Origin of the sequence: Phyllobacterium myrsinacearum (genome assembly GCF_014138285.1) — a bacterium.
In the GTDB taxonomy this organism is placed as follows: domain Bacteria; phylum Pseudomonadota; class Alphaproteobacteria; order Rhizobiales; family Rhizobiaceae; genus Phyllobacterium; species Phyllobacterium myrsinacearum_A.
On record NZ_JACGXN010000004.1, the window covers coordinates 282,395 to 302,098 of the forward strand.

At 55.8% G+C, this 19,704-nt stretch carries 19 protein-coding genes; 8 read left to right on the top strand and 11 right to left on the bottom strand.

What is annotated here, in order from left to right; translation table 11 throughout:
* Positions 1 to 22 precede the first annotated feature (22 nt).
* The 3 genes from FHW16_RS15995 to FHW16_RS16005 are packed head-to-tail and all read right to left on the bottom strand — an operon-like array spanning position 23 to position 3,155.
* Positions 23 to 1,090, bottom strand: a complete 1,068-nt coding sequence (locus FHW16_RS15995) for a Gfo/Idh/MocA family protein (protein ID WP_182550208.1) — start codon at positions 1,088 to 1,090, stop codon at positions 23 to 25.
* The gene (locus tag FHW16_RS16000) at positions 1,083 to 2,111 is read right to left on the bottom strand and encodes a Gfo/Idh/MocA family protein (RefSeq protein ID WP_182550209.1); all 1,029 of its coding nucleotides are present in this window, start codon (positions 2,109 to 2,111) and stop codon (positions 1,083 to 1,085) included. Before FHW16_RS16000 ends, FHW16_RS15995 begins: the two co-directional genes overlap by 8 nt.
* Positions 2,112 to 3,155 (bottom strand): Gfo/Idh/MocA family protein, encoded by a 1,044-nt coding sequence (locus FHW16_RS16005; protein ID WP_182550210.1) that lies wholly within the window; start codon positions 3,153 to 3,155, stop codon positions 2,112 to 2,114. It abuts the gene before it with no gap.
* Between the two features lie 136 nt (positions 3,156 to 3,291).
* On the opposite strand from FHW16_RS16005, the gene FHW16_RS16010 reads away from it, so the two are divergent.
* From FHW16_RS16010 to FHW16_RS16020, 3 genes are all read left to right on the top strand, one after another.
* A complete protein-coding gene (locus FHW16_RS16010; protein WP_182550211.1) occupies positions 3,292 to 4,032 on the top strand; it encodes a GntR family transcriptional regulator in 741 nt (246 codons plus the stop codon).
* 145 nt (positions 4,033 to 4,177) lie between these two features.
* Positions 4,178 to 4,819 (top strand): GntR family transcriptional regulator, encoded by a 642-nt coding sequence (locus FHW16_RS16015; RefSeq protein WP_182550212.1) that lies wholly within the window; start codon positions 4,178 to 4,180, stop codon positions 4,817 to 4,819.
* A 129-nt stretch (positions 4,820 to 4,948) separates the two neighbouring features.
* Positions 4,949 to 6,094, top strand: a complete 1,146-nt coding sequence (locus FHW16_RS16020) for an alpha-hydroxy acid oxidase (RefSeq protein WP_182550213.1) — start codon at positions 4,949 to 4,951, stop codon at positions 6,092 to 6,094.
* A gap of 11 nt (positions 6,095 to 6,105) precedes the next feature.
* Here the strand turns inward: FHW16_RS16020 and FHW16_RS16025 are convergent, their stop codons facing one another.
* From FHW16_RS16025 to FHW16_RS16055, 7 genes are all read right to left on the bottom strand, one after another.
* Positions 6,106 to 7,140, bottom strand: coding sequence for a glycoside hydrolase family 25 protein (locus FHW16_RS16025; RefSeq protein ID WP_182550214.1), 1,035 nt, complete (start codon positions 7,138 to 7,140; stop codon positions 6,106 to 6,108).
* A 186-nt stretch (positions 7,141 to 7,326) separates the two neighbouring features.
* The gene (locus FHW16_RS16030; RefSeq protein WP_182550215.1) at positions 7,327 to 8,016 is read right to left on the bottom strand and encodes an aspartate/glutamate racemase family protein; all 690 of its coding nucleotides are present in this window, start codon (positions 8,014 to 8,016) and stop codon (positions 7,327 to 7,329) included.
* Between the two features lie 62 nt (positions 8,017 to 8,078).
* Positions 8,079 to 9,047, bottom strand: coding sequence for an ABC transporter ATP-binding protein (locus FHW16_RS16035; protein WP_182550216.1), 969 nt, complete (start codon positions 9,045 to 9,047; stop codon positions 8,079 to 8,081).
* On the bottom strand, positions 9,047 to 10,108 hold the full coding sequence (locus tag FHW16_RS16040) for an ABC transporter ATP-binding protein (protein WP_432652035.1): 1,062 nt from the start codon (positions 10,106 to 10,108) through the stop codon (positions 9,047 to 9,049). Before FHW16_RS16040 ends, FHW16_RS16035 begins: the two co-directional genes overlap by 1 nt.
* Positions 10,105 to 10,992 (bottom strand): ABC transporter permease, encoded by an 888-nt coding sequence (locus tag FHW16_RS16045; RefSeq protein ID WP_182550217.1) that lies wholly within the window; start codon positions 10,990 to 10,992, stop codon positions 10,105 to 10,107. Before FHW16_RS16045 ends, FHW16_RS16040 begins: the two co-directional genes overlap by 4 nt.
* A 4-nt stretch (positions 10,993 to 10,996) precedes the next feature.
* A complete protein-coding gene (locus FHW16_RS16050) occupies positions 10,997 to 11,950 on the bottom strand; it encodes an ABC transporter permease (RefSeq protein WP_182550259.1) in 954 nt (317 codons plus the stop codon).
* A gap of 76 nt (positions 11,951 to 12,026) precedes the next feature.
* Positions 12,027 to 13,538: an ABC transporter substrate-binding protein gene (locus FHW16_RS16055; RefSeq protein WP_432652039.1), complete on the bottom strand. Its 1,512-nt coding sequence runs from the start codon at positions 13,536 to 13,538 to the stop codon at positions 12,027 to 12,029.
* Between the two features lie 583 nt (positions 13,539 to 14,121).
* On the opposite strand from FHW16_RS16055, the gene FHW16_RS16060 reads away from it, so the two are divergent.
* Positions 14,122 to 14,424, top strand: a complete 303-nt coding sequence (locus tag FHW16_RS16060; protein WP_182550218.1) for a hypothetical protein — start codon at positions 14,122 to 14,124, stop codon at positions 14,422 to 14,424.
* Positions 14,425 to 14,485: 61 nt separating this feature from the next.
* Here FHW16_RS16060 and FHW16_RS16065 read toward each other — a convergent pair whose 3' ends face one another.
* Entirely contained in the window at positions 14,486 to 15,382 is an 897-nt protein-coding gene (locus FHW16_RS16065; RefSeq protein ID WP_182550219.1) for a GNAT family N-acetyltransferase, read from the bottom strand.
* Between the two features lie 297 nt (positions 15,383 to 15,679).
* Here FHW16_RS16065 and argE point away from each other — a divergent pair, with 297 nt between their 5' ends.
* The 4 genes from argE to FHW16_RS16085 all read left to right on the top strand — a co-directional run bounded on the left by argE (position 15,680) and on the right by FHW16_RS16085 (position 19,688).
* Complete coding sequence (gene argE, locus FHW16_RS16070; protein WP_182550261.1) at positions 15,680 to 16,804, top strand: acetylornithine deacetylase; 1,125 nt, start codon at positions 15,680 to 15,682, stop codon at positions 16,802 to 16,804.
* A 117-nt stretch (positions 16,805 to 16,921) separates the two neighbouring features.
* Positions 16,922 to 17,842: a 2-hydroxyacid dehydrogenase gene (locus FHW16_RS16075; protein WP_182550220.1), complete on the top strand. Its 921-nt coding sequence runs from the start codon at positions 16,922 to 16,924 to the stop codon at positions 17,840 to 17,842.
* A gap of 23 nt (positions 17,843 to 17,865) precedes the next feature.
* Positions 17,866 to 18,219 carry a cupin domain-containing protein gene (locus tag FHW16_RS16080; protein ID WP_182550221.1) on the top strand — a complete coding sequence of 118 codons (354 nt, stop codon included), beginning with the start codon at positions 17,866 to 17,868 and terminating at the stop codon, positions 18,217 to 18,219.
* A gap of 5 nt (positions 18,220 to 18,224) precedes the next feature.
* Positions 18,225 to 19,688, top strand: coding sequence for an aldehyde dehydrogenase family protein (locus FHW16_RS16085; protein ID WP_182550222.1), 1,464 nt, complete (start codon positions 18,225 to 18,227; stop codon positions 19,686 to 19,688).
* Positions 19,689 to 19,704: the final 16 nt, after the last annotated feature.

Genomic DNA, 19,704 nt, shown 5'->3' on the forward strand with positions numbered 1-19,704 from the left:
CGAACATTGATCTGATTTTAGGCTATTTCGGTGTCCATCCATTGTAGAGCGGGTGCTCGTGATCAAGCGGCAGCTGTGCGGTTCCTCCGGTGCGTGCCGTATGATAAATCGCGGTCACCATTTCAAGCGAACGTCTGCCGTCAGCGACGGTTACCTCGTTGCCGCTTCGGCCTGAAATGGCGTCGGCAAGAGCATCGAAGAAACCGGCAAAACCCGAGTGCACTGCCGGAACGGCATTCACCACTGCATCGATTTCAGCCTGCCGCGCGGGATCGCGCGCCAGAAAATGCCATTGATCTTCGGCCGGTGTGTAGGGCGCCTTTCCACTTTCTGCAGTGAAACCCTCAAAGCAGAACCGGAAGTGGCTGGTGTCGTCCGCCGCACCAAGTGTAATCGAACTTGTCGCCAGGGCACCGCTATCCATCTCGAACACGATAGACGCACAATCCTCTGTTTCAATGGGATTGACCCGTGTCGCAGTGAATGCGGTCAGACGCCGTACGTCACCCATGACATAACACAACAGATCGTGATTGTGGATGGCGTGGCTGAGAACAGCGCCACCCTGCTCGCCCTTCCATGTGCCGCGCCATGGAATGTCGTAGTATTCAGCACGGCGGCACCAGTGCGTTTCGATGCTCGCTGTATAGGCTTTGCCTTCAAGTCCCTCGTCGATCAGGGCGCGCAGTTGGGCAAATCCCCTGCCAAAACGATATTGAAAAACCGGTGAAAGGATACGTCCGGATTTCTTGACAGCCTCAGCGAGCAAATCCGCCTCATGCAGCGAACCGACGAAGGGTTTCTCGCACACGACATGCTTTCCGGCTTGCAGTGCTGCCATGGACACCTTGAAATGCAGGTGAGGCGGGAGGCAAATATCGATAAGGTCGATATCCGGATCAGTCAGTACGCGGTCAAGATCCGTTTCGATGCGGATCGTAGGGTCTCCATCGGCAAGTTTTGCCGCGCGCTCCTGATCGAGATCACACAGGACGGATACGATGAAGCGGTCGGGAAGAGCCCGATATCCCTTGAGATGACTGGCGCCGATACCGGCGCCGATAATGGCCACCCGGATCGGCTCAGTCATGGCGTTTACCCGCTGTTGCTTCGGCCAGCAATTGCGCCTTGATGGCAAGTTCTGTCACCTTGAAAGCGTGTGCTTGCGGCATGGCATCGCTCGTACGATTGCGAATGTCATCCGCCAGCTTTGCAAAATATGGCAGTCCGGCATCCGAAGCGTCGATCCTTTCGCAGCGCGTGCCGTTGACCAGATAGAGATGGTCGGTGCCATTGTCGCGTGCCACGTCAACATATTTGCGCAGTTCAATATAGCCTTCCGTTCCCAGGATGGTGAGGCGGCCATCACCCCATGTCGGCAGGGCGTCCGGCGTATACCAGTCGACGCGGATATAGCAGTGGCCCTTGTCGCTGCGCAGTGCGAGACAGCCAAAATCCTGCAGGCCCGGATCATCAGGATTGGCGTGGTTGGCCACTTCCGCAAACAGGATTTCCGCATCTTCAGAGCCGGTAAAAAACAGGAACTGATCGATCTGATGCGAAGCGATATCGCAGAGAATGCCGCCATATTTCTCCCGTTCAAAAAACCACTGGGGCCGCAGATGCCGGTTGAGGCGATGGGGTCCAAGCCCGACTGTCTGCACCACTTTGCCTATGGCGCCTGCCTGGACGAGTTCTGCCGCCTTCGTCACGCAGGGGACTTCGAAACGTTCGGAAAAATCGACGGACCAAATCCGTCCCGTCCGGATTACGGCATCCTTGATTGCCTCCAGCTGTTCCAGCGTCGTGCACCCCGGCTTGTCGACCATGACGTCCTTGCCATGGTCCATCGCTTCAATAGCGCGATCGGCGCGCAGGAATGGCACATCGGCGATCAGGACAAGATCAATTTCCGGGTTATTGAGCAATTGTTCGCGTGTTGCTGCACGGGGGACATCGGGAAACCGCTTGATAAAGCTATCGAGGGTTTCAGGTGTTCCTTCTGTCCACCAGCCGACGAATTCGGCCCCGACATTCATCATCTTTTCCGACTGGCCGAAAATGTGCCGGTGATCAATACCGATGGCGGCAAACTTGAGAGGTTTTGACATTCATGTATTCCACGGAGCAAGGGTTACGGAACGTTCTGTTTTGGCTGATGTGACGAGTGCATCAATCAGGGCGTGGACGGCAAGGCCGGCGTGACCGGACACAAGTGGCGCGCTGTCGGTGGCAACCGCATCGGCAAAATCCCGGATGATTGCTTGATGCCACGCATGGGTGAAGGCCATCGGATCCGCACCGCCGCCGGTTCCGCCATCCTCACCGAAGACTTCCACCGCGCCGCTGCGCCAATGAACGGTCAATTGTCCGGCAAGCAGGCGGACAGATGCCTTTTCACAATGCAGCGTGATGGTTTCGCCGGCGCCGGGGAAGCTGGCCGTGCTGGCGACGAGCGAACCAATGGCGCCGCTGTCAAACTCAAGACCTGCAGTGACATAGTCTTCAGCCTCCATCGTGTGGAACTGGCTGGTCTTGGCCATGGCCTGCACCTTGCGCACGGGGCCTGCCAGTGAAAGAGCAAGATCAAGCGAATGGATCGCCTGCGAGATGAGCACGCCGCCGCCATCTCGGCTGAACGTTCCCCGTCCAGGCGCGTCATAATAGGACTGCTCGCGCCACCATGGAACAGTGATTTCCACAATGCGAACTGGTCCAAATGCGCCTGCGTCGAGCTTGGCGCGAAGCTGTAGTGATGCCTCCCGGACACGGTGCTGGAAGACGATGCCAAGTTTGACATTGTGAATTGCACAAAGATCAACGATCGCTTTGGCGTTGGCCAATGTGCGCTCAATCGGCTTTTCCATGAGGATGGATTTACCACCGGCCGCGAGCGCCCTCGCCATCTCAATGCGGGCATTGGGCGGTGTTGCGATGATAACAAAATCTATGGCGGGATCGTTGGCAATGGCTTCGATCGAGATCTGCGGATCAGGGCGATAACCGAGAATGGCTGCCGCATCATCGGCAAACTGAGCGGTTCGCTGCGGATTGCGACCACACACCGTTTTCAGCTGGATTTCGGGCGCTAGCGCAGCAATCGCCCTGACGTGCGTGCTTGCAACCATACCCAGTCCGACCAGGGCAATGTTCATCGGGCCTCCCTGCACCAATGCCGGTGACGCGATGTTCACCGGTGCTCTTCGATAGCACACCGGTATACCGGTTGTAAATCAGAAGAATACCGGTATACTGGCTAATGAAATTTGACTCTCTCGGGATAGATCAGACGTGTCAGACGACACCAAACCTTCAGACAAAGACGTGCCGCTTGGTGGGTTGGCCAGCATACCCTTTGGTCAGTTGGAATATGACAGGCCAACGGCTTCCCAGATTTATCCTGTTCTGAAAAATGCCATTCTCAAAATGGACCTGGAGCCGGGGCGTCTGATTTCCGAAACGGAAGTCGGTGCTCGCTTTGGTGCCAGCCGTACGCCTGTGCGCGAGGCCTTCGCCCAGTTGCGGGATGCTGATCTCATCACAACCCGGCCAAGTCGCGGGACCTTCGTTACCAAGCTGAATCTCAAACGATTTCTTGAAGCGCATTTCATTCGTGAAGCCATCGAGATCGCCAACGTCACCAAACTGTGTGACGTCGGGCTGGCGCCTGAGTTCGAACAGCAGCTTTCTGAGCTCATTGTCCGGCAGCAGGCAATGGTCGATCAGAATACTGACCTGGCATTCCAGGCTCTGGATGATCAGTTCCACTTGACGCTGGCGCGCGCGACAGGCTTTGAGCGGGTTGCCGGACTACTGGAGCGGGAGAAAATGCCGCTTGACCGCCTGCGTGTGCTCTCGTTGAGGAGTACGGATCATCAGCTTGTTCTGATCGAAGAGCACAAGCAGATGCTGGACACGATTATCAGACGCGACATATCAGCTGCCATTGAAGCGACCCGTGTTCATTTGGCTTCTGTCCTCAATGCCCTGTCGAGCCTTGCCAAGAAACACGCTGACTATTTTGACGAGTGAATCGATCCCGTCCTGCGTCATGCAATATCCCGAATACCGGGTTATCTGTTTCGCGAGTTGACATTTGCGGCGGAGTTTTGGCATTTGAAACCAAAGACGTGGGTAGGTGAGAATGAATTCGCTTGATGACCTAGCAGGCCGCCGAATGGTAAAACCACGGACGGCCGCTGACCATATTGCAGACAGGCTTCGGGAAGCGATTGTCAAAGGCCTCATAGAAGCGGGTACTGCTTTGCGGCAAGACGATCTGGCTTCAAAATTTGGCATCAGCAGAATGCCTGTGCGCGACGCACTCCGTGCGTTGGAAGCCGAAGGTTTTGTTTCGATCCATCCAACGCGTGGAACCTTTGTGTCTTTGATCGATACAGGTGAAATCCAAGAGATTTTTGTCCTGCGGCAGATTCTGGAATGCGCTGCGTTGCGACTGGCGTTTCCGCATATCACTGCCGAGATGCTGGACGCCGCCGATCGCATTCTGGACCGTATTGAGGAAGGGGCTGATTTTGCCCAGTGGGGCATGCTGAATCTCCAGTTTCACATGATCCTCTACAGACCTTGCGGAAACAGGCGATTGCTGAGCACCATCGAAGCACAAAACAATGCTGCCGAGCGTTACATCCGATTTCTGGCAACTATCAAGGATTTTCGCAGCCGCTCGGGCGCGGAGCATCGTGATATCGTGGCTGCCTGTCGCGAGGGAAATCAGACCCGTGCAATCGAGCGATTGACGGAACATCTGCAAGTGGGATGCCTGACGCTCACCGATGCTGTCGAAAACAGATCATAAGGCGGAAGACTGCTCGCCTGCTGGACAGTGGCATCACATTGTCATTTTTCTGGATTTCGCACTATTTATGCGTCCGCAACGATTCAGACGTATTCATGGGTGTGAATCAAACAAGGGTTGATACAAATTATGCGTCTGAGCGATTGCTATAATTTCCATGATTTCAGAACTTTGGCAAAGCGCCGGCTGCCTGGACCTATCTTCAATTATATCGATGGTGCAGCGGATGACGAGGTCACGTACCGCCGTAACACTGAAAGTTTCGAACAATGTGATCTGATTCCAAGCGTTCTGCGCGGGGTCAAGGATATCGATACATCGGTTACCGTCATGGGGCAGAAACTCGCCCTGCCGTTCTATTGTTCGCCAACGGCACTCCAGCGATTGTTTCATCATCAAGGCGAGCGCGCTGTTGCCGCCGCTGCTGCAAAATATGGAACGATGTTCGGCGTCTCTTCACTTGGAACGGTCAGTCTGGAAGAACTGCGTCGGTCCCACAGTGGTCCGCAGGTTTATCAGTTCTATTTCCATAGGGATCGCGGCCTGAACAGGGCGATGATGCAGCGGGCGAAAGATGCCGGCGTCGAAGTGATGATGCTGACCGTGGACAGTATTACCGGGGGCAATCGGGAACGTGATTTGCGCACGGGTTTTTCCATTCCTTTCAAACTCAATCTGGCCGGGATGCTGCAATTCGCCGTCAAGCCGCAATGGGCTTTGAACTACCTGACCCATGAACGCTTCAGCCTGCCCCAGCTCGATGAGCATGTGGACATGGGCGGCGGTGCCATGTCGATCAGCCGGTATTTTACGGAGATGCTCGACCCGTCAATGACCTGGGATGACGTGGCCGAAATGGTGCAGTACTGGAACGGGCAATTCTGCCTCAAGGGTATCATGTCGGTTGCCGATGCAAAAAGGGCTGTCGAGATCGGGTGCACGGGTATTATTCTGTCCAACCACGGTGGACGGCAGTTGGATGGCTCGCGTGCAGGTTTCGATCAGCTTGCCGAAATCGTGGATGCCGTGGGCGACAAAATCGACGTGATCATGGATGGCGGCATTCAGCGTGGAACACATGTGATCAAGGCGCTTTCCATGGGTGCCAAAGCTGTCGGAGTAGGACGCTATTATCTCTATCCTCTTGCAGCCGCAGGACAAGCGGGCGTCGAGCGCGCGCTGGGTCAACTCAAGGTAGAGATCGAACGTGGCATGAAACTCATGGGCTGCAACAGGGTCGATCAACTCAGCCGCGAGAATTTACGGTTCAGATAGATTTTGAAGACTCAATTGGATCGCGCCGTTACCCAATTATGCCATTCGTCCTCGCTGCCGTGGAATACATTGAGATCGATACGGCCGTCGACACCATGGGAAAGACCTGAACCCGAATATTGCCAGAACAGCCAGCGTCTCCCCGGATATACTTTTGAAGGATGCTCTGCCACGGCGCGCAACCAGAAATGATAATCGGGAAACGCTTCCTTCAGATTGTCCCGATAGAAATCCGGGGCAGTATAGATAATCGGACGCTGGCCATAATGTTTCTCCAGCTTGTCCATGAAGACCTGCATTTTTTCCAGCACGACCTTGCGTGAGGGCCGCCTCTTGCAGCTTGACTCGCCGTTCCACTCGACGTCGATCGCAGGCGGAAGAGCGCCGGGCTCGCGCGGAACATTGCGGATGAACCAGTCGGCCTGCTCGCCGGCAGTACGACACCAGTAGAAGAAGTGATAAGCACCGCGTTTCAAGCCCGCTTCTCTGGTTTTACGCCAATTGGTCCTGAACATCGGATCCATGTGGTCGCCACCATCCGTGGCCTTGATATAGGCAAAGTTCGCGCCTTGGGACCGCAGGTTGACCCAATCAACATCGCCTTGCCAGCGCGAGACGTCAACGCCATGCACGGCAAGTTTCCTCGGGGATGCCGGGCCGAAATTGATCGGCTTGGCATCACGAAAACGGCGGCTGTAAATCTGCATGCGGGCCTCGGGAGCCGGTCGCATTATGGGTTCCGCGGAAGGGATTTGCGCAACTGCTTTTTCAGGCTGCTCAGGGATGACAATTGCCCTTGGCGGCGGTGCGAATCCTGCCGCTTCGGGAACAGGTCCGGCCCATGCAAGCATTTCCTGCCGATTTTCTGGAGGAGAAGTCACTGTCCTCACCTCAACGCGCGGTACCGGACCACTAGGCCTCACAACCGAACTCGTCATTTCCTGTGAGGGGCGCTGCAGCGCGAGATCATCCAGGCTCGAACTGGAGCCGCAGCCCGTTAGTACCAGGCATGTAAGCATGACCGTCAGCACACATGAAACACGCATAGGCACCCGTACTCGAAACAATTGTTGAAGACGCAAATGAACCCGTCGGATTCATTTTTTCAATTGCTAACAGTAAATTACCAAGAAAAGCTGAATCCTAATATTAACCATAAGCCTTCGGTCCCAATGATTGGTTTCAGATATGGTATGCATCGTATGGGATGGCGCCTTTCAAGGGAGAGCGGGTCAGACCTGATGAGTTTCTATTGAGGAACGAACCTTTTCCATCTGACGGGTCATGAACCGTGCGGCCGCGTCGATCGGAGCGATAACAGGCGCGGCAAAACATTGCCGAAGCTGGATTGCGGCCTCTCCGAGAGGTCCGCCTCCGATGATGACGGCCTCTGCACCATCATGTTTGAACAGCTGCTCGACGGCGATTGCCAGTCTGTCGCGAAGTTCCGCGGCATCCGACATGACTATGCGGAGATCACCGTCGGTCAATCGAGTGCCCGCGAAGAGATGTCCAAGCCCCAGCGCTTCTGCCTTGCTGGAAAAGCTTTGGACCAGTTGTGGTGTAACGGTTGCGATGCCGAAGCGGCGTCCGCCGGTCGCAGCCTCGATCATGCTGGCTTCGCAGATGCCGATCACCGGAATATCGAGTAGACGTCGAAGCTGCTCGACGCCGGGATCGCCGAATGCACTGACGATTATCCCATGGGCCACAGGAGATGCTGCCAGACCCATTTCGATAACCCCGGCTGCCGCGGCTGCCAATTGCATTTCGTCCAGGATCATCGGGACGCCAGTACGAGCAGTCATGCCTGCGATCGAGACGTGATCTGGAAGGGCCTGCCTTGCAATATCGGTCATCATCGCGGTCGTTGCCGTCGACGTATTGGGATTGATGAGGACGATATGTCTCGTTTTGTTCATATATCCCTGTCCGGGTTTCTCCATTTCGCTGATCATGTCAGTTTTACGGGCCTGGCGCTTATTCATGCATACTGAATACAGGCAACCCGGCCAGCTTCACCCTGGCTGACAAGCTCCGGCACCCGCGTGTGGCAGGGCTCGGATGCGACGGGGCAGCGGGGTGAAAAAGCGCACCCGGACGGCATGTTTGTCAGGTCGGGCGGAGCGCCGGGAATGGTGATCAATCGGTCCCGTCCATGCGCCAGTTCCACCCGAGCGCCCAAAAGACCTTGGGTATAGGGATGTTTAGGGGCATGAATGATCTCCGAGACGGTGCCCTCTTCAACAATCCTCCCGGCATACATGACAGCGATCCGATCGGCGACTTCCGCAGCAACGCCGATATCATGGGTTACAAAGATCACCGACAAACCGTATTCCCGTTGCAGATCGCGGATCAAAAGCAGAATCTGGATCTGTACGGTCGCATCAAGGGCGGTGGTTGGCTCGTCCGCAAGCAACACTTTGGGATTGCAGGCAAGCGCCATCGCGATCATCGAGCGTTGCAGCATCCCGCCGGACATTTCGTGGGGATAGTTCTTCAGACGCCGCTCGGGAGACGGGATCCGAACTTTCCGAAACAGGGCTAGCGCCCGTGCCGATGCTTCTGCACGCGATACTTTCTCATGCCGCATGATCGTTTCTTCGATCTGACGTCCGAGAGTGTAGACCGGATCCAGCGCAAGCCGGGGTTCCTGGAAAACCATGGAAACGATTGGGCCGCGCAAATCGCCCAATTCCCTTTTTGAAAGTCCGGTCACATCGCGCCCGGCAACTGTCATCGTGCCTTCGATTGTCGTTCCCGCCGGATGAAGCCGCAGGAGAGAACGCATCGTCACGCTTTTGCCCGAACCGGATTCTCCCAGCAGCGCCACGACTTCGCCGGGACGCACGGAGAGGCTGACGCCGTTCACGGCCTTGACCGGCTTGCGTCCGCGATTGAAAGTCACCGACAGATTTCTGATATCGATCATTGGAGCGGGGTCGGTCATTACAGGTCTCCGTGGACGGGTGCGTGGCTATGACCGGATCGGGGCATAGACATCAGGCAAGCGGCAGACTGTGCTTGGGATATCGCGGCGAGCGGCGGTACGATTTGGGCGCAAATATCTTCCGCAAACTTGCAGCGCGTGTGAAACCTGCATCCGGATGGCGGGTCGATAGGACTGGGCGGATCTCCAACAAGTGGCGGTTCCAACGCGCGGGCTTGCGGATCCATGCTTGGCATGGATGCAAGAAGTGCGGCTGAATAGGGATGTTTCGTGCGTTCGAAGATCGCATCGCGGCTGCCGATCTCAGCCACTTTTCCCAAATACATGACCATGACGCGATCACACATGAAGCGCACCACATTAAGGTCGTGCGAAATGAACAGATAGGTCAGTCCGAAGTCGCGTTTGAGATCGAGCAGCAGGTTCAGCACCTGTGCCTCGACGGATTTGTCGAGCGCGGACACCGCTTCGTCCAGAATGACGAGGCGCGGTTCCAGTGCCAGTGCGCGAGCGATGTTGACACGCTGCCGCTGCCCCCCGGACAGTTCATGCGGATATCGGCCGGCAAACCGGTTGGGCTCCAGCCCGACCCGGTGCAGCAGATCATGCGCCCGGGCGATCGCCGTTTGCGCGGGAACGCCATGAACACGCGGACCGAAGGACACGGATTCCTCGATCGTCAGACGGGGATTGAGCGAGGCATAGCTGTCCTGAAAGACCATCTGCACCTGACGGCGGTAATCGCCGAGTGAGATAGCCCCGCCAACCGTTTCCCCATCAAACAACACCTCGCCTTTGTCGGGTTTCACAAGCTGCATCAGCAGTCGTGCGGTGGTGGATTTGCCGCAACCGCTTTCGCCGACAACGCCAAGTGTTTCGCCTTTGAGGATTTCAAAGTTGATGCTGTCAACTGCGCGAACAACTTTTCGCGGCTGAAACAAACCGCTGCTCTTGACGGGAAAATGCTTGACGAGCCCCTGAACCGACACCAGTGGTTGGGCCGGACCACCTCGATCACGGGGATCAAGATCGCCCATGGAACGATGGAGATAATCTGTCATGATTTTACATCCATGGCCGTGCGCAGCCCGTCGGAGAAAAGATTGAAGCAGATCGAGGTGACAAAGATCATGACACCGGGAAGTGCAGCCACGTATGGATTGACGTAAATGGCGGTTCGCAGTGAATTGAGCATCAAACCCCATTCGGCATCGGGCGGACGTACGCCAAGACCAAGGAAAGACAGGCCGGAGGCCAAGATCATCGATACCGAGATGAGACTGGTCGCAAAGACGAAAATGGGTCCAAGAACATTGCTGAGGACATGAACGACAATAATTGTCGGAGCATTGGCACCCGAGGCCCGCGCCGCATCGACATAATCAAGACGGCGAACCTGTGTGGTAACGCTTTCCGCCACACGGGCAATCTGCGGAATAAAAACCACGGTGAGCGATACGAGCGCATTGGTCAGACCCGAGCCAAGTGCACCCGAGAGTGCCACGGCGAGAAGAACCGAGGGGAAGGCATAGAATACGTCGACGGTCCGCATGATCAGAGTATTGACAATGCCGCCGGCATAGCCCGCGATGATACCGATCGTCGATCCTATGATGAACGCGATTGGAACCGGGATGACGCCCATGACGAGCGACAGTCGCGCCCCATAGATGAGGCGGGAAAGCATGTCGCGGCCGAGTTCATCAGTTCCCAAGAGATAACCGGGTGTTCCGATGGGTTTCAAACGGCGGATAACGCTGGTTTTCGCGGGATCGTATGGCGCGAGATAAGGTGCCAGAATGGCTATAGCGATGAGTGCAATGACGATGCACAGGGCAACAAGTGCGACAGGATCGCGGGAGAGGCGGCGGATGACGCCGTGCCAGAAGCCCGGCGAACGGATGATCCGAGGGACTGCAACAATGTCTGCTGTGATTGCGGTCATGATCTCAGCTCCTTTGGATGCGCGGATCGATCGCGCTCTGGAGCACGTCGACAACAAGGTTGACGAGGACAAAGAACATCGCGAGCACAAGGATGGTCCCCTGCAGCACGGGAAGATCGCGGGAGAAGATCGCTCCGTTCAACAGAAAGCCGGTTCCGGGCCAGGAGAAAACGGTCTCGATGAGGATCGAGCCGCCGAGGAGATAGCCCAGCTGCAGGCCCATGACGGAAATTGCTGTCGGTGCGGCATTGCGAATGACGTGCCGCATGATCTGCCCCGTCAACAGACCCTTTGCTGCAAGCGCCTGCGTGAAGTCCTGTGCAAGAATGTCGGCAACCAATGAACGGATGGTCCGGGCAATGATACCCATGGGAATGACCGACATTGTGATAGCGGGCAGGATGAGATAGCGCAGATAATCCCAGCCGACCGCTTTCCCGTCGGATCCTCCGGGTCCGCCGCCCATGGCAGGCAGCCAGCCCAGTCGCACCGAGAAGACGATCACCAGAACCATACCCAGCCAGTAATGCGGCACGCTGACGCCGATCATGGAGATTGCCGATGCAATGCGATCAATCCATGTCCCGCGAAACACCCCGGCCAGAAAGCCGAGAACGGCACCAAATGTAAAGCCGATCATCGTGGCTGCAACGGCAAGGATGATTGAATTGATTGATGCGGAGAGGATTTCCCCGAGCACCGGCCGGCCGCTGGCTATGGAGACGCCAAGGTCACCATGCAATGCCCGCCAGGCCCATAATGCGTATTGAACAGGCAATGGCTTGTCGAGGCCGTAGAAGCTTCGCATCTCGGCCTGCAACTCGGCCGACGCGTCCGAGGGCAGGATAGCAGCAAGCGGATCACCCGGGGCAATGTGGATCAGCATGAAGCAGACGATGCTGACACCGATCGCCACGGGTATGACATGCAGAAGTCGTTTCAAACCATAGGCCAGCATGGGGTTCTCGCTTGGCGTGAGGGACATTGACGTGACAGGCAAACGCCGGCTCTGCCGGCGCTGCCTGCTCCGGCGGTCAGGGCTCCAGAGTGATCTGGGAGAAGTCCTGAAACCAGTTCTGCGCCTGCACGAAACCTTTGACCTTGGCACTCATCGCGCGAGGATTGACGTCGTGCGTCACCATCAGGAACAATGCCTCATTCACGTATTTCTCGTGGATTTGCTGCAGCACTTTGTCCTGTTCGACAGGGTCGAACGTGTTCCGAACCTTGTCGAAGAGGGCGTCCATCTCCGGGTCACAATAGTATCCCCAGTTCGTACCCGCGGGTGGTGCGAGGTTGCATTGAAGGTGCCTGATGAGGCCGGTGAACGGATCCTGGATGAAATAGGAATAGTTGATGGCCGTGGCACCCTTGGCACTCGGGTCCTTCGCCCCGGCACGCCAGATGTTGATGACGGTGTTCCAGTCGGCAACCTCGTATTCGACATCAATGCCGATTTCCGCAAGCGTCTGCTGAATGTATTCATTCATCGCCAGAGGCAGCATCTGGCCGGAGCCGGATGACGATATGATTACCTTGGTCTTGATCCGTTTGTCGGGGCCATAACCGGCTTCGGCCATCAGCTTCTTTGCTTCTTCAATGTTGTAGCTGAGCTTGAAGGTCGGATTGCCAAACCATTGATGGTTTGGCGGCATGAAACCCTGCGCCGGAATCGACAATCCGCCCAGCAGCTCGTTCAGACCGTCACGATCAACCGCAAGGTTGGCCGCCTTGCGGACACGGATATCGTTCCAGGGCGAGCCTTCCACACGCGAGAAATGCCAGGTCCAGTTATGTGGATAGGAATTCGTCACGACCGTCAGACCCGCATCCTTCAGGGAAGCAATGGAGTCGGGGGCGGGCGCTTCGATCCAGTCCACTTCACCGGAACGCAGGGCGGCAACGCGGGTGTTGGGTTCGGGAAGAGGGATCAGCACAAGTTTGTCGAGCTTCGGAACCCGCTTGGTATCCCAATATTCCTTGTTCGGCGTCAATTCTGCGCGCTCGCGCGGCGTGAAGCCGCTTTCCATCTTCCATGGGCCTGTGCCGGACGGCTTTTGGGCAACTGTGTCCCAGTTCTTGCCCTGCGTTTCCCAGTTTGCGGGCGATGACATCAGAATCCAACTCAACTGATAGGGGAGTGTTGCATCGGGGTTCTTTGTGGTGATTTCAACGGTCAGCGGATCTATCGCCTTATAGCTTGCCACCGCCGGCATGCGCGATTTGCCCTGAGCGCTCTGACGTTTGTCGAACTGCGGAGCATCCGTCTTCAACAGCTTGTCGAGATTCCAGACGACAGTATCCGCATTGAACGGACTGCCATCATGAAACTTGACCCCCTCACGCAGCTTGAACGTCCATTTGGACTTGTCGGTGGCATCAACAGCCCAGGACAAGGCGAGGCCAGGAACGAGGGATGATGGTTTGTCCGCACTCGTCAGATCCCATTCGACGAGAGAGTCGTAGACGGTGTATCCCATGAAGCGCTGACCTTCCCCGCCCTGGTCAGGTTGCCCTGTGGTCAGGGGAATGTCGGATGCCGTCATACCGATGCGCAATGTGCCTGCGGCCAGTGCTGTACCCGTGACGGCAGCGGCAAGAGCGACGGCGGTCGCTCCCGTGATGATGGATTTCTGAACGCGGCCGAGAATGGATGCTTTGCATAGTATGTGTATCAATCCGTGCGTCATGCCGTCCCCTTTTCTGTTTTGGCAAAATAACAGAAGCAGGTATCATGCCAGTTACGAAAATTTGAAAATTAACATTATAAAACAATATGTTGTTTATATTTTACCACGCTTCTGCCGTCGGATTTCAGGGCGCGTGACTGCTTAACTGCTGTGCGCTGCTTAATGCAGATGCAGAAACCGCGCCCTGACGAGATCGATGCCGGCCGTTCTGACACGGCAAATTCCCCGACTGTAGGATCCAAACAATTGCAGCGCAGGTAAAATTGACTGCAAGCAAATCGATGACATTGAACTCATCTATGTTAAGGAGTGCAAAGTCATCATGCCGGATGATGCGGGAGCCTTATAGTCCCATGCCGTCTGTCCGGCGTCACACGAGAGAACGACCATGGAAGACTCCGAACAGGACAGCGCGAACATAGCCAGGAATTTTGAAGCCATGGCCAATTTCATCGAGCATTTTGAGATCAACAGAGATCGGGGCGAACGCTGCCGTTTCAATGCCGACGTCATCTTTCAAAGCACGCGGCTGGCACATGAGCATACGCGTGTTTACCTGAGCTTTCGGGACGACGATATTTCGTCAGTGCGCTTTGCGGAGAAAGGTGAGCTAAATCCCGTCTTTGTCCATACGGAATTCAGAGTCACGTCTTCTCACTTCCAGTTTGAAAACAATGAGCTGCAGATTACCGGTGCCTCGTCCAAAGTAGGCCCTTACAAGGTTCGTATCCTGCCTTCTTAGCGTATGCGCTCGGACGTTATTCGGGTAGCCCGTTCGTCTCAATCGCACAGGCTTTGAGCTGTCAACCCAGAGTTTGGCTCATCAGTCCGTAAATGACGGGTGGCACACTCGTGGAATCTTTTTCCCGGATCAGCCACGGCTCCCTTAGAGACATGGTTGTTACCGTATCATATACTGGTAACCCCGAACGGGTCAGAAACTCTGAAAACGCTCCGGATGCCTGCCGCGTATCAAGACGGAGAAAGCCGCCCGCATGATTGACAACATGAGGATAGGTGACCGCGATAGCATCAGCATCGTTTGAGGCGATGACCGGTCCAACCAGGGAGCCTCGTCCAAAGGGGCGGCAAAGCGAAAAAGCGACGATACGGTCGCCGCGAACAAGAACCATTCCCTTTGAAGCCTCGAACAATCGCGCAAGGAGCGCCGAACGGTCTGCATTGCAGGCCTGGCGGTCCAGCACTGCCAGTTCCGGCAAATCCTTGAATTCCGCTTCGCGTAAGGATGTTGCAGTCAAAGTGGCGGGCGGGGAGGACGGAAGCGCTTCTCCCTGACACTGATAGACAGTCGCCTCAGGGGTAAAGCCCATGGAAAGGTAAAGTCGCCGAGCCGCCCGGGTACTATTCAACCCAAGTGGCCGAGGTCCTGTTTGCTGCAGTATGCGATCCATCAGCCAACGTCCGGTACCGCGTGTCTGCAATCGTGGTGATGTGATGACCATTCCCACTGTGGCAAAATCATCGCCGAATGGAAACCACATGGCAGAACCCAGCACACGGCCGATCTGATCCATGGCTGCTATGCCTTGACCGACCTCGCGCAACATGTCCCAATCCTTTGGCCGGTGTGGCCAGCCGACGCTCATGGAGAGCAGGTGAAGTTTTTCGACATCGACGTCCGCAAGATCGCCGACAGTAAGTTCGAAAGATTCCAGCTGAATGGATTCCTCTGTTGCCATGTCTTTCCTCCATAGCCAAACACCTGATTAGCACATTCAGGTTCATCTGCAGACATAAACCGGCTTTGTACGCCTAGCGATTATTGACGGTGATATATCCATTTGCCTATGGGTACGATTGCGCATCTTTCGCCACACAATTCGCTTCAAATGGCTGCAGATTCAGCACATCACACTGAAGTACTCCGTTATTCGGTAAACAGCGGAACTGTGGAGCGCTATGATGGTATCGATCGGTCATCATATGGGCAAACCATGTAGGCGCCGGCGTTTGGGAGCGGAGCGGGCCGATTGAATATGAAGACAGAAGAGATACTTGCACACCTCGTTGCTTTTCCTTCTGTTGTCGGCCAGCCGAATGGAAATATTGTCGGCTGGATTCAAAACTATCTGGAAAGTCACGGAGTAGACGTTGCAGTTTTGATGGGCCCCGAAGGCGATCGCGCCAATTTGTTTGCTTCGATCGGACCCAAGGACAGATCCGGCATTATTCTGTCGGGGCATATGGATGTAGTCCCCGCAAATGAGGATGGCTGGTTCACTGATCCATTTGTTCTGCGCACCGAATCCGGAAAGCTCTATGGTCGCGGTGCAAGCGATATGAAGGGTTTTCTTGCTTGCGTTCTCGCGTCAGTACCAAATCTGTCAACTGCTTCCCTTACCCGGCCAATTCATCTGTCATTTTCCTACGACGAGGAAGCGGGATGCCGTGGGGTACCGCACTTGATCAAGCGCTTGCCCCAGCTCTGTGCCGAGCCGGAAGGTTGCATCGTGGGCGAGCCGAGTGGCATGCGTGCTATTCGCGCCCATAAAGGTAAAGCTGCCGCCCGGATCGAAGTTCATGGCCGTTCGGGCCATTCCTCCCGTCCGGACCAAGGGCTGAACGCGATCCATGCGATGACGGCGGTTTTATCAGAAGCAGTCAGGCAAGCGGAAAGCCTTGCAGCAGGGCCGTTCGATTCAAACTTCGAGCCAGCTTACTCCTCCTTGCAGATCGGCGTGATCAAGGGAGGTCAAGCCGTCAATATCATACCCGACATCTGCACGGCAGACATCGAGGCACGCTCTATTTCTGGTGTAAATCCGGCGGAACTTCTAATGCCCGTCAAAGCTGCCGTTGAATCGCTTGCGCGGCTTGGATTTCGCACGAGCTGGGAGCTCTTGAGCCAGTATCCTGCGCTGTCACTGTCTGCTGACTCGCGTCTGGCTTTGTTGCTCCACGATCTTACGGGAACAGAACCGCTCGCGGCAGTCAGCTACGGCACCGAAGCGGGTCTCTTTCAGGCAGCAGGTATAGAGGCCATCATATGTGGTCCAGGCGATATAGCACGAGCTCACCGCGCAAATGAATATATGGAGCTCGCAGAACTGACCGCGTGCCAGCGGATGATCGAAGATTTGGGCAAAAAGCTTTCAGTTTAAGGCAGTACTTGAAGTGCGCGGAAATTCAGCGTGATCTGCTGTGATCCACCAGCACTTTAGTGCATTCTGCGGGGGGATGCCGATCAATATGATTCAGACTGAGTTTGGGGTAATCATATGGTCTTCCTGTTCAATTCCGATGCAGAGCGTGCGCGAATTTTCGCTGCCGAGTTCGCTCGTGTACTTCCAGATCAGCGTTTTGTTGCAGACCGTAATGCGGTTGCGCCGGAGCAGGTCCGCTATCTCCTGACGTGGACTGCCCCTGCAGATCTGGAACGGTATCCCAATCTTGAAGTACTGTTTTCGATCGGTGCGGGAATAGATCAATTTGGCGCCGGTCTGCCCGATCATGTGAAGCTTGTGCGCATGGTTGAGGACGGCATCATTCGGATGATGCAGGAATATGTGACGCTTGCAGTGCTGGCGCTGCACCGCGACCTTCCCGGATACATTGAGCAGCAAGCACGCGGTGAATGGCAGGCGCGTACCGTACAGCAGGCCACGGCGCGACGGATCGGTGTGCTCGGTCTTGGAATGCTTGGAACCGCAGTCATAGACCGTTTGAGAGCATTCAGTTTTCCACTCGCGGGTTGGAGCCGAACTGCCCATGATTTGCCTGGGGTGGCCTGCTATCACGGTAGTGCACAGCTGGAAGATTTCTTAGCGCAAACAGATATTTTGATTTGTTTGCTGCCTTTGACGCCGGAAACACAAGGGTTTCTCAACGCCAGACTTTTTTCATGTCTTCCCGTTGGTGCAAGCATTGTACACGCTGGGCGCGGTCCTCAACTGGATCAGACAGCTTTGCTTGAAGCACTTGCATCGGGGCACCTTGCTGGAGCAGTGATCGATGTCACAGACCCGGAGCCATTACCCTCGGATCATCCGCTTTGGCGGCACCCGAAGGTCATTCTCACCCCGCATGTTGCCAGCGTAACCCAGCCGGATACGGCGGCAAAAGCCGTGATTGCCAATATTCGCCGACACGAAGCCGGGCTTGATCCAATTGGCCTCGTTGACCGCAATCTTGGCTATTGAGCCTCCAGCAGAAAGAAAAACGCATGTCGCTCGTAAAAACAATCGATCCCAAGCCGTCTACAGCCCCGCGGGAGTCCAAACCAACGCAGGAACGCCTGATATCCGGCAATCCGTCTTTTAGGACCTGGGCGCAGGATGCCTCGCGTGACGAAACCGTACTAACGGGTGTTTGGGAAGCGACACCCGGAGAGACACATTCGATCAAAGGAACCACATTCGAATTCTGTCATATCCTCGACGGCGTGGTTGAACTGACGGAGAACGGTGAAGAGCCGGTCACATATCGTGCTGGCGACAGCTTCGTTATGAAGCCCGGCTTTGTTGGCGTCTGGCGTACCATCGAGACAGTGCGCAAGATCTACGTTACCGTGACCTGATTGTCATGACGCTCAGTTTCAATCCTGACACTGTCGCACTGCCACAGGGTCACTTCATCGATGGTGCGTTCATTCCGGCGAAGGGAAGATTGCCCATGCATCGCCCCTCGGATGGGCTGGCTTATGCGGACTGTCCGGTAGCGGGTGAAGATATCGTCGATCAGGCCGTGGTCTCGGCAAAACGGGCGCTGAAGGACAGCGGCTGGTCTGGCCTGCGTCCGCGCGAACGGACCCGTGTCCTGCATCGATGGGCGGATCTCATAGAGGAAGAAGCTGAGGCGCTCGGGCGTTTGGAGGCCGTTGCCTCCACCCGTCCTATTGCTCACCTGATTGAGGGCGACATTGCGGTCACGGCGGAGCAGATCCGGTTCTTTGCCGAATTTGCAGATAAGGAAGGCAGTGATGTCGTGCCAACGGGTGAGGGCAGCCTCGGCATGATCATGACAGAACCATATGGGGTCGTCGGCGCTATTACCCCCTGGAACTTTCCATTGTCCATGGCTGGCTGGAAACTTGGTCCTGCACTGGCCGCCGGCAATGCAGTCGTCCTGAAACCCTCGGAGATGACTCCTTTCTCTACGATCTTTCTCGCGGAACTCGCCATTCGCGCCGGTTTACCTGCGGGTTTAATCAACATTGTGCTTGGAGATGGTTCAACCACGGGAAAGGCTATCACCGGCCACCCGGATATCGGCAAGATCAGCTTTACCGGATCAACTGGCGCTGGTGTTGCAATCATGGAGAATGTCGCCCGCAACGGCATCAAGCCGATGACTTTGGAACTGGGCGGAAAGAGCCCGCAGATCGTCTTTGCGGACGCGGACATTGCCTTGACAGCTGAAGCCGTCGCTCGAGGCATTCTGTCCAATGCCGGGCAAGCCTGCGTTGCCGGTTCGCGCCTGATCGTGGCCGAAGCCATCGCAGAGCAGGTCGTGCAAGCCATTGCCGCTCATATGAGGGATGTACACCCCGGTTCCACTTGGGACGAAGCCACACAGTATTCACCGATTATTTCCGAGCGCCAGATAGGGCGCATTGATAGTATCGTAAACGCCGCTGTGGATGCGGGTGCAGAATGCCTGCACGGAGGGAGAAGGCTTGACCGGGAGGGCTATTTCTATGCCCCGACATTGCTGGCAAACATCAGCCAGGCGTCGCCTGCGATTACCGAAGAGATATTCGGCCCCGTTCTTACAGTTCAGACCTTTGTCGAGGAGGAAGAAGCATTGACGCTTGGGGATCATCCGACCTACGGCCTTGCTGCCGGTGTCTTCACGCGGGATATTTCACGTGCGATCAGAGTAACCAGGCTATTGCAAGCCGGCACAATCTGGGTCAATCGCTATGGCCGCTCACGCGACCACATTCTGCCGACCGGCGGTTATAAAAGTTCAGGCATTGGCAAGGACCTGGGGCGTGATGCCTATCTTGCAAACCGAAAATCCAAAAGCGTCCTGATCGATCTCTAGAATCAAATTCAATATG

Excerpts from the sequence above, each read along its gene's own strand:
- FHW16_RS16060 (WP_182550218.1), top strand. The coding sequence starts at position 14,122 with ATGGCCAATTTCATCGAGCATTTTGAGATCAACAGAGATCGGGGCGAA.
- FHW16_RS16005 (WP_182550210.1), bottom strand. The coding sequence starts at position 3,155 with ATGAACATTGCCCTGGTCGGACTGGGTATGGTTGCAAGCACGCACGTC.
- FHW16_RS16080 (WP_182550221.1), top strand. The coding sequence starts at position 17,866 with ATGTCGCTCGTAAAAACAATCGATCCCAAGCCGTCTACAGCCCCGCGG.
- FHW16_RS16065 (WP_182550219.1), bottom strand. The coding sequence starts at position 15,382 with ATGGCAACAGAGGAATCCATTCAGCTGGAATCTTTCGAACTTACTGTC.
- FHW16_RS16040 (WP_432652035.1), bottom strand. The coding sequence starts at position 10,108 with ATGACAGATTATCTCCATCGTTCCATGGGCGATCTTGATCCCCGTGAT.
- FHW16_RS16055 (WP_432652039.1), bottom strand. The coding sequence starts at position 13,538 with ATGACGGCATCCGACATTCCCCTGACCACAGGGCAACCTGACCAGGGC.
- argE (WP_182550261.1), top strand. The coding sequence starts at position 15,680 with ATGAAGACAGAAGAGATACTTGCACACCTCGTTGCTTTTCCTTCTGTT.
- FHW16_RS16030 (WP_182550215.1), bottom strand. The coding sequence starts at position 8,016 with ATGAACAAAACGAGACATATCGTCCTCATCAATCCCAATACGTCGACG.
- FHW16_RS16015 (WP_182550212.1), top strand. The coding sequence starts at position 4,178 with ATGGTAAAACCACGGACGGCCGCTGACCATATTGCAGACAGGCTTCGG.
- FHW16_RS15995 (WP_182550208.1), bottom strand. The coding sequence starts at position 1,090 with ATGACTGAGCCGATCCGGGTGGCCATTATCGGCGCCGGTATCGGCGCC.
- FHW16_RS16020 (WP_182550213.1), top strand. The coding sequence starts at position 4,949 with ATGCGTCTGAGCGATTGCTATAATTTCCATGATTTCAGAACTTTGGCA.
- FHW16_RS16085 (WP_182550222.1), top strand. The coding sequence starts at position 18,225 with ATGACGCTCAGTTTCAATCCTGACACTGTCGCACTGCCACAGGGTCAC.
- FHW16_RS16075 (WP_182550220.1), top strand. The coding sequence starts at position 16,922 with ATGGTCTTCCTGTTCAATTCCGATGCAGAGCGTGCGCGAATTTTCGCT.
- FHW16_RS16000 (WP_182550209.1), bottom strand. The coding sequence starts at position 2,111 with ATGTCAAAACCTCTCAAGTTTGCCGCCATCGGTATTGATCACCGGCAC.
- FHW16_RS16035 (WP_182550216.1), bottom strand. The coding sequence starts at position 9,047 with ATGACCGACCCCGCTCCAATGATCGATATCAGAAATCTGTCGGTGACT.
- FHW16_RS16025 (WP_182550214.1), bottom strand. The coding sequence starts at position 7,140 with ATGCGTGTTTCATGTGTGCTGACGGTCATGCTTACATGCCTGGTACTA.
- FHW16_RS16050 (WP_182550259.1), bottom strand. The coding sequence starts at position 11,950 with ATGCTGGCCTATGGTTTGAAACGACTTCTGCATGTCATACCCGTGGCG.
- FHW16_RS16045 (WP_182550217.1), bottom strand. The coding sequence starts at position 10,992 with ATGACCGCAATCACAGCAGACATTGTTGCAGTCCCTCGGATCATCCGT.